General features: G+C 72.5%; 7 protein-coding genes. All 7 read right to left on the bottom strand.

Annotation, left to right across the window (positions count from 1 at the left end; all coding sequences use genetic code 11):
* The 7 genes from ACIPSJ_RS18250 to fsxC all read right to left on the bottom strand — a co-directional run bounded on the left by ACIPSJ_RS18250 (position 1) and on the right by fsxC (position 12,575).
* The gene (locus ACIPSJ_RS18250; RefSeq protein WP_401346823.1) at positions 1-1,449 is read right to left on the bottom strand and encodes an FG-GAP-like repeat-containing protein; all 1,449 of its coding nucleotides are present in this window, start codon (positions 1,447-1,449) and stop codon (positions 1-3) included.
* A gap of 50 nt (positions 1,450-1,499) precedes the next feature.
* Positions 1,500-2,969 carry an FG-GAP-like repeat-containing protein gene (locus tag ACIPSJ_RS18245; RefSeq protein ID WP_401346821.1) on the bottom strand — a complete coding sequence of 490 codons (1,470 nt, stop codon included), beginning with the start codon at positions 2,967-2,969 and terminating at the stop codon, positions 1,500-1,502.
* A 134-nt stretch (positions 2,970-3,103) separates the two neighbouring features.
* Complete coding sequence (locus tag ACIPSJ_RS18240) at positions 3,104-4,582, bottom strand: FG-GAP and VCBS repeat-containing protein (RefSeq protein ID WP_359206733.1); 1,479 nt, start codon at positions 4,580-4,582, stop codon at positions 3,104-3,106.
* 161 nt (positions 4,583-4,743) lie between these two features.
* A complete protein-coding gene (locus ACIPSJ_RS18235) occupies positions 4,744-5,790 on the bottom strand; it encodes an aKG-HExxH-type peptide beta-hydroxylase (RefSeq protein WP_401346819.1) in 1,047 nt (348 codons plus the stop codon).
* A 41-nt stretch (positions 5,791-5,831) separates the two neighbouring features.
* A complete protein-coding gene (locus ACIPSJ_RS18230; protein ID WP_401346817.1) occupies positions 5,832-7,040 on the bottom strand; it encodes an FxsB family cyclophane-forming radical SAM/SPASM peptide maturase in 1,209 nt (402 codons plus the stop codon).
* A gap of 161 nt (positions 7,041-7,201) precedes the next feature.
* Positions 7,202-11,221, bottom strand: coding sequence for an FxSxx-COOH system tetratricopeptide repeat protein (gene fxsT, locus ACIPSJ_RS18225; RefSeq protein WP_401346815.1), 4,020 nt, complete (start codon positions 11,219-11,221; stop codon positions 7,202-7,204).
* On the bottom strand, positions 11,211-12,575 hold the full coding sequence (gene fsxC, locus ACIPSJ_RS18220) for an FxsC protein (RefSeq protein ID WP_359206745.1): 1,365 nt from the start codon (positions 12,573-12,575) through the stop codon (positions 11,211-11,213). Before fsxC ends, fxsT begins: the two co-directional genes overlap by 11 nt.
* Between the last annotated feature and the right edge of the window lie 83 nt (positions 12,576-12,658).

The raw sequence follows: 12,658 nt of genomic DNA, 5'->3' as shown, positions 1-12,658 counted from the left end.
TCAGCCCTCCAGTACGTCGCCGAAGTAGGCGGTGCCCGACGGGCCGCCCAGGGTGGGGCCGGTGAAGGTCTTGGAGCCGCTTGCCGTGACGCCGGCGGTGGTGGACTTGAAGAGCCAGACGGCGCCTGCGCCGCGGCCCTCGCCGTAGGCGCCCGCGACCAGTTCGGCGCGGCCGTCGCGGTTGGCGTCGGTGAGGCGGACCGAGGAGCCGAAGAAGTCCTGGGACTGGGCGGTGCCGGGCACGCCCGCGGTGTCCTGGGAGAAGAGCTTGGCGCCGCTGCCGGTCAGGCCGCTCGCCGAGCCGCGCAGCACGGTGACCGTGCCCGCCTGCTTCTTCGCGCCGAGCGTCTCGGCGTAGGCGCCGACGGCGATGTCCGCGTACCCGTCGCCGTTGACGTCCCCGGCGGACAGGCTCCAGCCGAAGCCGTCGTTCTTCTCGCCCTTCTCCGGGACGCCCCCCGTGTCCTGGGTGATGCGGACCGGCGTACGGCTGCTGAGGCCGCCGGCCGCGCCGTACGTCACGGTGACCGCGCCGCCGAGGCCGCCGTTGGGCTCATCGGCCGACTTCTCCATGAAGTTGCCGGTGACGATGTCGCCGTAGCCGTCCTTGTTCACGTCGGCGATGACCGCGTCGTAGCCGCCCGCGAGTTTCTTGCCGACCTTGAGGGTGCCGCCGGTGGCGCTGGTCCCGGTGTAGAGGACGCTGCGGGTGCGGTAGCCGCCGGAGGAGGTCTCCTCCTGGCCCATGACCAGCAGGTCGGTCTTTCCGTCGGCGTTGACGTCGCCCGCGATCAGCTTGTCGGAGTAGATCGTGGTCTGGTCGACCGTGTCGATGCCGACCAGGGCGGCCGCCTTGCCCTTGCGGGTGAAGGGGCCGCGGAAGATGTTCAGGGACGGCGTGGAGTTGTTGCCGACGGCCAGGTCGGTGTGGCCGTCGCCGTCGAAGTCGCCCGCCGCCAGCGCCCAGCCGAGTTCGTTGCGGTACCTCGGCAGCGGCGAGGAGAGGTTGCTGGCGCCCTTGAGGCCGCTCGCGCCGCCCCAGAGCACGGTCACGTTGCCGTAGGAGTCGGTGGTGCCGATCCGCTCGCTGTGCACGCCCACGACCAGGTCGGTGTAGCCGTCGCCGTCCAGGTCGCCGGAGGTGAGCCGGTCGCCGAAGTAGTCGCCGGAGGCCGGGTTGCCGGGGACGCCGGTGGTGGCCTGGCTGATGATCTGGCGCTTGGTGGTGTCGAGGCCGCTCTTGGTGCCGTAGACGACCGCCACATAGCCGGCCCCGGACTTGCCGGAGACCTTGGCGACGGGCGCGGCGATCGCGAGGTCGCGGTAGCCGTCGCCGTTGAAGTCCCCGGACAGGCCCGAGGGGGCGGCGGAGGCGGTGGCGGCGGGCAGGGCGGTGAGCAGGCCGGTGGTGAGGGCCGTGGCGAGGAGCAGGGTGGTGCGCTTGTGCATGGTTTTCCCCCGTGAGGCAGTGAGATGACGTGACATCCGGTGATGGCGCGTCAGCCGGTGAGGCCCGTGCCGAACGCGCCGTACGTGCGGGAGAGCCCGAAGGTGCCCGGGCCGAAGGACTTGGCACCCGTGGCGGTGATGCCGGACGCGCTGCCGCGCAGGGCGGTGACCGCGCCGACGCCCCCGTCCTCGAAGCCGGCCGCGACGGTCAGGTCCGCCTTGCCGTCCTTGTTGACGTCCGAGAGCACGAGGTCGGAGCCGAAGTAGTCCGTGGACTCGTTGGTGCCGGGAACCCCCACGGTGTTCTGGGAGATCGTGCGGGCGCCGGTGCGGGAGACGCCGTCGGCCGAGCCGTTCATCAGCACGACGAGGCCGGTGTCCTCGGCCGCGCCGATGTCCTTGAAGACGACACCGATGGCGAGGTCGCCGTAGCCGTCGCCGTTGGTGTCCCCGATGGAGACGGAGCCGCCGAAGCCGTCGCCCTCCTTGTCGGTGCCGGGGACGCCGGTGGCGGACTGGGTGAGCTCGGCCATGGGCGCGTCGCCGTTGACCGGGCCGCCCTTGCTGCCGCGGATGACGGTGACCTGGCCGCCGAGGGTGCCGGTGTGGTCGTCCTCCTTCGCGAAGACGTTGCCGATGGCGATCTCGTCGTAGCCGTCGCCGTCGATGTCGCCCAGGGCGAGGGAGGTGCCGCCGTTCAGCGGGCGCGGCTTGGTGGTGACCACGCCGGTGGACGCGCCGAGGTAGGCGGCGCCCTTGGACCAGCTGTCCGACGGGTCCGAGGCGAGCGCGGTGCGGTAGGTGAGGACGAGGTCGGCCTTCTTGTCGCCGTTGGTGTCGCCCGCGGCGAGCGCGTCGATGCCGAACTCCGCCTTCTCCGGGGTGGGGACCTTCTGGGTGCCGCCGGTGGTGCCGGACTTGGTGAAGCCGCCCTTGACGATGTAGGCGTACGACCCGGCCGTGCCGGACGCCAGGTCCGCCTTGCCGTCGCCGTTGAAGTCGCCGGCGGCCAGGACCGAGCCCCAGGCCTCGTGCTTGGTCGCGGAGGGGTCCTTGACCGTCGTCCCGTTCTTCAGGCCGCTCGCCGAACCCCACAGGATCGTGACCGAACCGCCTTCGGTGTCCGTGCCGGTGTCCTCGCCGGGCGCGCCGACGGCGAGGTCGGTGTAGCCGTCCTTGTTGAAGTCGGCCACGGCGAGCGCGCGGCCGAAGAAGTCCTCGGTCTCGGCGGTGCCGGGGACACCGGTGGTGTTCTGGCTGACGATGGTGCGCTTGGCGGGGTTGAGCCCGGAGGAGCTGCCGTAGACCACGGCGACGTACCCGGCCATGTTCTTGCCGCCGACCTTGGCGTAGGGGGCGGCGAAGGCGACGTCGCCGTAACCGTCGTGGTTGAAGTCGGCCTTGTAGGCACGGGCCGTGGCGGCGGAGGCGGCGGGGGCCGAGAGGGTCAGCAGTCCGCCGGTCAGCGCGGCGGCGGTGACGGTCGCGAGGGCGAGGCGACGACGGTGGTGTCCGTTCACGGGAGAGAACTCCTGAGGTCGGCGGCGTGAAGGGTGGCGCAGGTGCGCGGGTGCGCGGGTGCGCGGAGGAGGTGTGCCGGAGGACCGTCCCCGCACGGCGTGCGGGGACGGTCGGCCGGCCGGTGGATCGTGGATCAGTCGCCGAAGATGGCGCCGAACTGCGGGACGCCGGTCGTCGAGATGCCCACCTTGCTCGCGGCGAGGGCCCGCGATCCGGTCGTGGTGATCTTCGAGCCGTTGGACGGCAGGTAGGTCACCGCGCCGTCGCCGCCGTTCTCGTACGAGCCGATGACGAGGTCGGCGCGGCCGTCGCCGGTGACGTCGTCGAGCTTGACGTCGGCGCCGAAGAGGTCGTTCTTCTCGTCGTCGCCGGGGACGCCGGCCGTGCTCTGGGCGAAGGACTGGGCGCCGGAGGCGAGGTTGATCCCGGTCTTCGCGCCGTACAGGACGGTGACCTGGCCGGTGTTGGTGTTGCTGCCGATGTCCTCGTTGGGCGTGGAGACGACCAGGTCGGCGTAGCCGTCGCCGTTGACGTCACCGAGGTCGAGGTCCCAGCCGAAGCCGTCGCCCTTCTCGGAGGTGCCGGGGACGCTGCTGCTGTTCTGGTTGAACATGGTGGCCTTGGCCGGGCCGGAGGCGCTGCCGTAGGTGATGGCCACCCGGCCCCCGTTGGCGGAGTCCGGGAAGACGGTCCCGCCGCTGCTGGCGTCCCAGGAGGCGCCGCTGACGATGTCGCCGAAGCCGTCGCCGTTGATGTCGCCGACGCCGGTGACGATGCCGCTCTTGAGGGCCTTGGCGCCGGTGGCGGTCAGGCCGTTCGCGGTGCCGGGCAGCCAGTAGTTGGTGTTCCAGTGGTCGCTGGTCTTCGTCTCGTACCCGTCGACGACCAGGTCGGTACGGCCGTCGCCGTTGACGTCACCGGCGGTGAGGTGCATCGGGCCGTACGGGTAGGAGTCGGTGCCCGGCTCGATCGGCGGCTTGACGGTGTACCGGCCGCCGGGGGTGCCGTTGCTCGCGATGCCGCCCTTGAACACCCACAGGGTGGCGGCGGAGCTGCCGATGGCGAGGTCGGCCTTGCCGTCGCCGTCGAAGTCACCGGCGGCGAGGGTCTGCCCCCAGTAGTCGTGACCGCTCGGCGAGGGGTCCTTGAGGTCGACGCCCTTGCCGGTGAGGCCGCTCTTGGAGCCCCACAGCAGGGTGACGGTGCCGCCGTTGGTGTCGGTGCCGACCTTCTCGGTCGGGGAGGCGACGGCGAGGTCGTCGTAGCCGTCGGCGTTGAAGTCGGCGTACGCCAGGTCGTAGCCGAACTGGTCGCCGGCCTCGGCGGTGCCGGGGACGCCGGTGCTGTTCTGGCTGAGGGTGGTGCGCTTGGTGGTCGTGACGCCGGTGGCGGAGCCGTAGAGGGCGACGACCTGGCCGGCGCCCTTGTGGCCGCTGACGTAGGCGGTGGCCGCCGAGGTGGCGATGTCGCCGTAGCCGTCACCGTTGAAGTCGGCGTGTGCGACCTTGACGGAGTCCGCGGCCGATGCCGAAGCGGCCGAGAACGTGAGCAGACCGCCCGTCAGCGCGGCCGCGGTGGCCGTCGCGAGGGCGAGTCGCGGGAACGTGTGCATGCGGGTTGTCTCCTGCGGCATGCGGGGGCCGTCCGCACCCGGCGGACGTCCGGACTCGAAGCTGTCCGGCGCTCAGGAGACCCCCTTGAAGGGGTAAGGGTTGTACGTGAGTTCGATGAATTCTTGGGAGTGGCTGTGAGCGCTGCCGTGTGCGGCCGGGCTCACTCTCCGTCCAGCCGGGCGAGGGCCTCGCGCATCGTCTCGGTGAAGCGCAGGCCGGCCGGGAGGAGTTCGCCGCTGCCGAGGAGCGTGTCCACGGCAACGGAGGTGTGCCCGTACCAGGTGGCGTGCTCGCGCTCGGCCCGGGGACACGGCGCGACGGCCCGCTGTTCGGTGTGCCAGAAGTCGCAGACCCCCAGGTGGGCGTAGGTTCCCTGGAGGAGCGCGTCCACCGGCCGGGGGTCGGGGCGCCAGGGGGCGTGATAGCGGCGTGGTGACGCCGGTCCGTGCAGGGGGACCACGTCCAGCAGGGCCCCGAGCTGGATGTGCAGGAACTCGTGGACCAGGGTGAGGGCCAGCAGCACGGGATCGCCGGGCGGGGAGAGGGCGACGGCGCCGTGGGCCCGGCGGGCCGCGGAACTCACCGATGTGCCGCCCGGCGCCGGGTGGACCGGCACCAGGGTGGACACGCAGGCGGCGACGGCCCGGGCGTGCCAGGGATGCCGGCGGACCAGGACCTGCCAGGCACCGTCCAGGGCCCGCTGCCACTGCTCGACCTCGTCGGCGCCCAGCGGCTCGGCGGGGGTGTAGCCGTGGGCGTCGCGGAACGGGCCGCGGTCGGCCAGCCGCACGCGCAGCACCACGCCGTCGCACTCGGTGGACAGCCGGTGCGGTCCGGACAGCGCGGCCGGTCCGCCGTCGACCAGCTCGCCGAACCAGGAGAGGTCGGGCCGAGCCCCGTGGGCGCACTCGGACAGTGCCCGGGCCAGGCCCTCGTGCAGATAGGGGTGGAGCATCGTCTTTCGCCAGCGGTCCGGGTCGTCGCGGTACAGGGCGGCCAGCCGCCGGTACGGCTCGTCGAAGCCGGTGCCGGACGGCAGCGACCGGCGGGCGGCCAGCAACAGCAGCTTGCGCTTGCTGAGCTGACCGCGCCTCAGCTCGGTCACGGCCGCGGGGCCGCCGCGGGCGCGGGCGACGGCGTCGAACAGGTCCGGTGCCAGGTCGTGCGTGCCGAGGGCGGGGGGTGGGACGGAGGGCGGTACGGGCACGGGGGCTTGCTCCTCGCGGGTGGACCGGACGCCGGACGCCGTCATGTCGTCGCCGGCTCCGCCGCCGCACGGAGCGCCGTGACGTCCCGGCGCAGCCGGTCGGCGATGTGGTCGACGAGAACGGCGAGATCCCGGCAGTAGACGGACGGCGCGGCGAAGGGGGTCGGCGTCGACCCGGGGTGGTAGCGGTGGGCGTACAGTCCGCCGCCGCAGACCGTCGCGCGGGGGCAGGCGGTGCAGACCGGGCCGAGGCCGGCCAGCCCCCGCTGCCGGGCCCGGAAGGCCTCGTGGCGGGCGGCGTCGGCGAAGGTGTGCCGGAAGACGTCCAGACCGGTGCCCGGGGCTCCGGGGTAGGTCACCTTGAGCGAGTCGGCCTGCTCGATCGTGCCGTCGGTCTCGACCACCACGAGGTCGACCGGGGTGAGTCCGACGGTCTCGCTGCGGGCGGAGCCGCCGAGCAGCAGCGCCAGGATCTCCTCGAAGAGCCGGATCCCGGTCTCCCGGCGCGGTGCGTCGTACCAGCGGTCGAACACCGCGCACAGCCAGCGCGCGTACGGCACCGGTTCCTCGGGGACGGTGCCGGGCGCCGTGCGGGGTGGGCCGGTCCGGTCGGCCAGGCCGGGCGGCGGACTGTCCCAGGTGCCGTGCGGCAGAAGGAGGTTGAGCTGGGGCGGCGCGAACTCCAGCAGCGCCTCGTAGGTCTCGACGGGGTCGGCGGCGAGGTCGACGGTGCACAGCACACCGGCATAGAGGGCGCGGTACCGGCCGTCGGCGAGAAGGCGCAGCGCCCGCGCCACGTCGGTGTGGCTGCCGCGGCCGTCGGGGCGTCGGCGGTGCCGGTCGTGCGTGGCGGCCGTGCCGTCGAGGCTGACCCCGACCCGGACTCCGTGCCGGGCCAGCACCGGCAGCAGCGCCGGGTCCTCGACCAGCCGCAGGCCGTTGGTCTGCAGCGTGAGCCGCAGCTCCGCCACCCCGCGCAGGGCGTCGGTGAGTTGGCGCAGCATGGCGTCCAGCCGTGCCGCCCCCACCAGCAGCGGCTCGCCGCCGTGCAGCACGACGTGGACCTCGGTCAGGCCGTTCCGGCGGGCGTGCTCGGCAATCAGCGCGGCCGTCCGGCGCACGGTGCCGGGGGCCATGGCACGGGGGCGGTCGCGCCAGCTCTGGTCCACCGACTCGTAGACGTAGCAGTAGTCGCACGCGAGGTTGCAGCGACTGTGGATCTTCAACAGGAACTGCCGGAACGGGACCATGGGCCAGCCTCGCTGGGGCGCACCGGAGCCGCTCCCGCCGACGGCCGGGTCGACACGGGAACGGGTGCTGGCGGGTGGCGGCATCCTACAGCCCGTCAGTTCCCGGACTCACCGGTTTCCGGACGGCCCGGCTCGGGCCGCGCCGCGCCGCCGGGCGCCTCTCACGTGGTCGGCGGCTCGATGTCGGAGTCCAGTCGCACCCCGTGTGCGATCGCCAGCGTCGTCGGGTGCTGCTCACCCAGGGTGCGCCTGGCGCGGGCCAGGGCGTCCGCGCGCAGGTCGTCCGCCTCCGCCGTACGGCCGAGCTCGCGCAGGGTGAGCGAGAGGTTGGAGGTGCTGCCGATGGCGTCGTAGTGGTCGGGCTCCAGCGTGGCCAGCAGTCCCTGCCGCACCGTCTCCTCGAGGTCGGCGGCCTCCTGGATCCGGCCCGCCGCCACCAGGTCGTTGGCGTGGTTGAGCATGCAGCAATAGGTGTGCGGGTGGGTCTCGCCGAGGACCTCGCGCAGGTGTTGGGCGGTACTTCCCGAGAGCGCGAGGGCCTCCGCCGCGCGGCCCTCCAGTCTCAGGTACACCGCCATGTTGTTGGCGCAGACCAGGGTGACCGGATGCCTCTCGCCCAGGTAGTCCTTGTAGCGGCCGAGGGCCCGTTCGGTGAGTTCCAGCGCCCGCGCGGTGTCGCCGAGCGCGGCCAGGTCGCCGGCCAGGCTGCAGGCGGCGCCCAGGGTGTCGTAGTGGTCGGGGCCATGGGCCTGCTGGTAGCGGTGGTGGATGTCCTCGTCGATGTCGCGGGCCTCGGCGTACCGGCCGTACCGGCACAGGGCCACGGCCAGGTTCTTGCGCGCCCGCAGGGTGTCGCTGTGCCCGTCGCCGAGCAGCTGCTGGTACTGGCGCGTGGTCGTCTCCAGCAGGGACAGCGCCTGCCGGAGGTCCCCGGTCTCGCGCAGGTCGCGCGCGTAGTTGTTGGCCAGGTTCAGGGTGCGCGGTTTCGTGCTGCTCTGGTTCTGCCGCTGCCGTTCGTAGGCCGAGCGGTGCAGCTCCAGGGCGGCCCGGCGGTCACCCGCGAGATATTCGGACATGCCCAGGTTGTTGGCGTACATGAGGGTGCGCTGGTGGTCCTCGCCGAACGCGGCGTATGCCGCCTGATAGGTGTTCCGGTCCAGCTCGCGGGCCTCCTGGTAGCGGCCGAGGGCACGCAGGTCGGCGCCGACGTTGCCGGCGGCGGCGAGGGTGCCCGAATACTCGGGGCCCTTGGTGCGGGTGAACCTCTCCAGCACGTCGCGGTCGAGTTCGTACGCGTCGTCCAACAGCCCCTGCGAGCGGAGCACATTGCCCAGCTGGGTACGGAGCAAGAGGGTGTTCGTGTCGTCGGGGCCGCCGGGGAAGTCCGGCCGCCCCCAGCGTTCCAGGGTGCGTTCGGCGAGGCCGTGGGCCGTGCTGTACAGGCTGCGCTTCCACAGATAGCGCACCGAGTCGACGATCAGCTTGCGGACCTCGGGGTTGGGGTCGGCGGACGCGCGGGAGGGCTCCAGGTGGGGCAGGAGTTCGTCGTACTTGTCCCAGTCGCCCGGGGCCTCCGGGTTGTTGCCCCGATTGGCGTCCACCAGCGCCGTGTGCACCACCCTGCGCAGTTCCGTCCAGCGCTGCTCGCCGACCCCGTCCCGGATGACCGCCTGGACCAGTCGGTGCACGGTCAGGGTCTCGCTGCCCTGGTCGCTGCGGGCCAGGCCGTACCGGTTGAGGAGGCGCAGCAGTTGGGCGACGGCCATCTCGTCAGGGGGTTCGTCCGTGTCCGCGGTCAGGGCCCGGGTGACGGCCTGGCCGTAGAGCAGCCGCATGGGGATGGGTTCGGGGCCGAAGAAGGAGCAGATCTCCAGCATCTCGGCGGCGGCCCGGTCGCGCCTGCGCAGGTCCGCCACGGCGATCTGCCAGGTCCGGGCGGCGGAGTTGGGGTACTCCCGGGGTGACAGTTGGGTGGTCTCGAGGATGTCGGCGGGGCGGTCGCGCAACTGGGCGAGGTAGCGGTCGACGGGCATGTTGCTCTCGCTCAGCCAGGTCGCCGTCTGTCCCACCGCGAGGGGCAGGTCGCCGAGTTCGAGGGCGATCTCCCCCGCGTCCTCGGTGGAGAGCAACGGGCTGTACCTGTGCAGCAGTTCGACGCTCTCCGCACGGGTGAAGACCTCCACCTCGGCCCGCCCCGCACTGTTGACCCAGGCCCGGTCCCGTGAGGTGACCAGCACATGTCCGCCGGGCGGTCCCGACGGCAGGAGTCCGTCGAGTTCCTTGGGGTTGCCGGCGTTGTCGTACACCAGGAGCCAGCGTCCGTACGGCTGTCCCTGCCCGAGGGCGCGCAGCACGGCCTCGGCGGTGCTGCCCACGTCCTCGCCCTTCACCAGGCCGAGATGGGGGGCGAGGTCTGCGAGGGCCGAGCGGATGAAGCCCGGCTGGGCTGCGTCCATCCACCAGACCACGTCGTACGAGGACTTGTACCGGTGCGCGTACTCGAGTGCCGTCTGCGTCTTCCCCATGCCGCCGAGCCCGTACAGCGCCTGGCTGGGCACGGCGGCGGCGGGCCCGCCGGTGAAGTGGTCACGCAGCCGTTCCAGGAGCGGGCCGCGTCCGGTGAAGGTGATGTTGCGGGACGGCAGGCGCAGGGCCTCCGGTATGGAGCGGGGGAAGCCGGGCAGGGCCGCCGCGGCGGCCGCGGCGGCCCCGTCCGGGAGACGCCGGCCCGAGGGCGGCCCGAGGACCGTCAGCAGCTGGTCGACGGCCTCGGCCGGACCGCCCCGGCTGAGGTCGGCGAGCGTGCTGTCCAGGTACGGGCCCGTGCCCGCCGGGTCGAGGTCCTGGAGACGGACGCCGACCAGGCCGGGGCCGCCGAGCGTCTCGTGCCCGGCCAGCTGGAGGCGGATCGTGGCGGCCCGCGACTGGCTCGCGTAGTCCGGCGACAGCAGGGCGAGTACCCGGCCCTGGCCGCTCAGGGTGCCGGCCACCTCGGGCAGGACGCTGCTGTCCGGGGCGACCGTGCTGTGCATCGAGACCTGGTAGCCGACCGCCTCCAGGGCCTCCGCCGTCCACTCCGCCCAGACCCGGCCGAGCGGCGCGTAGCTGAGGTAGATCTGGGTGGGCAGGGTGCGGGGAGCCCGCAGATAGGCGGCGCGCAGCTCGGCCCGCCGCTCCGCGGGCAGCGGGGCGAGCCGGCGTACCCGGCCGTCCGAGATCCATTCGGTGAGCCGCTCGAACGCGGTGAGCAGCGAGCGCTCCTGGCGGGGCCGGTCGGCGATGGTGGCGGGGATCTCCTCGTAGGCGTAGAACGCCTTGTACGGGATCTCGATCTCGCCCCAGTAGCGGCTGCGGTCCTCCTCCGGGAGCCAGTGCAGGAAGGGGTCGAACTCGGCGCGGGAGAAGTCCCGTCCGGCCTCCAGGCGTTCGGTCTCCGCCTCCTCGACTCGCATGGGGACCGGCAGCACCTTGATGTCGCGGAACGCGGAGTGTCGTACGGCGACCGCCGCGTCCACACCGCCGCGGATGCTCTGGGCGCTCATCGTGAAGCAGTCGACGAGGACGTCGGGCAGGACGACGGTGCAGATGCCGGAGGTGTCACTGACGCCCGTCCGGCTGTCGATCAGCACATAGTCATAGGTGGCGATCATCTTCTCGCGCAGTGCCTGGAGGAAGTACCCGCCATGGTGCCGGTCGTAGAAGCTGTGCCAGTTGAAGCTGGTGACGGCCGGGGAGTAGGCGGCCGACTGCCGGCCGGCGGGCAGGAAGTCCAGCCTGCCGCCGTCGGGCAGTTCCAGCAGCAGACCGACGGTGTACGGGGTCAGGTCCGCGGCAGCCTGCAGCCAGTCGTCGGCCTCGGCGGTGGCGGTCGCGGCCCGCCGCGGCCCGGAGCCGCCCACCGGCTCCCGGACCGTGGGCGGGTCGGGGCTCAGCACCGCGCGCACGTAGGCCTGCATCATGTTGATCAGGCCGTCGGACGAGCGCAGTTCGGGGTCGACCAGCAGGGGGTGCAGATAGCGGTGCAGACCGGGTGCTTCCAGGTCCCAGTCGACCAGCAGCACCCGGTGGCCGCCGCTGGCGAGGATCCAGCCGACGTTGGCGAGCGCCATGGTCCGTCCGGTGCCGCCCTTGTACGAGTAGAACGTGACGATCTTGCCCGGTCCGCCGGGACTACTGGTCATCGTCTGGGTCCTTCGGAACGAGTGGTCCGCCGAGCGGCCGCTGCGCAGGCGCGGCGGCGTCCAGACGGGGTGTGGGTGCGGCGCCGAGGTACGGGAACCGCGGCGGCATGTCGGGCGGAATGGCCGGGCCCGGGATGGTGAGCCCGGCCATCGGGGGCGGCGTCGGCCCCGTGGGGGTCCGGAGGGACGTGGTGCCCTCCATCTCCATCAGCCGGTTCTGGGCCACCGCCAGCATCACGGCGAGCTGGTCGTCGAACTCGTCCCCGCCCACGCGCACCCGGAACAGGGGATCGTGCGGATCGTTCTGCCGACGCCAGTTGCGCCAGAACACCCGGCTCAGGTCCTCCCAGATCGGCTCGTCACCGGACTCCTCGTCAGAGTCATGACAGGGCACGAGGACACCGGTGGCCGGCCGGTTCTGGCCGTCGTAGTCCGCGAGGACGTCCCGGTAGGCCGGGTTGCGCACGGCCCACGGATCGATCAGCAGGATGCTCGTCTGGTTGTTGGCCATCGATTCGTCGAGGCGGCTGCTCAGTTCGGCGTCGACGATCTCGACACTGCTGGTGTAGGGCCCCGACTCCATGATCACCCGCTGCGCCCGCCGGGCGACCGTGGGGTCCTTGGGCGGGTGGTACGGCGTCCACTCCCGCGGCGAGCGCCCGTAGTACTCCGACCGGTGCCGCCCTTCGGGCAGTTCGTCGGCGACGCCGGCGGCCAGGAAGACCTCCACGTGCCCGGCGCCCGGCGCGGCGGCCCGCCGGCGCCCTGCCACCGGGAAGAGGCCGCGCACCTCACCGAGGTCGAGACCGGACGTGAAAGGGAGCCGGAAGCGGTCCGCGGCGATCTTCACCCGGGCGGCGACCTTCTGGACGGCCCGGCGGTACCCCGGGCCCATCGGGTCGGTACGCAGAATCTGCATCAGGCCCTGCGTGACGTACTCCGGGCCCATGTCGGCCTCGTGGTACTGGAAGCGGGCGATCTCCTCCGGCAACTCCCCCTCCATGGGCGCCCACAGGACCGGCACCAGCGCGGGGACGTCGATCTCGGTCTCCCTGCGGTACTCCCGCAGCCTCGCCCGGAAGGCCGTCCACTCCTTGCCGCAGTACTCGCTGTTCAGATACGCCGGGGAGTACAGCGCGACGAACGCACGGCAGTGCCCGACCGCGGCGCCGAGCACCCGCGCCCAGTCGTCGCCCAGACCCAGCCCCTCGACGTCCCGGAACGGCGGCTGCGCCGCCGGATCGGCGCCGATCCGGCGCAGCTCCAGCACGAGATCGTCGTAGAACCGCTTGACGAACTCGTCAGGACTGTCCTTCCGCGCGTAGCTGAGGAAGAAGTACGGCTCCTGAACCAAGGCGCCCCCCGAATGCTCTCCGGCCGACCTGACGGCGTGCCACCTGTGTGCCAGAGCGTGTCCGGGGTCATACCCCGAGGGGC

Source organism: Streptomyces sp. NPDC090088, from assembly GCF_044747345.1.
Taxonomy (GTDB): Bacteria; Actinomycetota; Actinomycetes; order Streptomycetales; family Streptomycetaceae; genus Streptomyces.
This window is presented reverse-complemented; position numbering and strand designations above follow the sequence as displayed.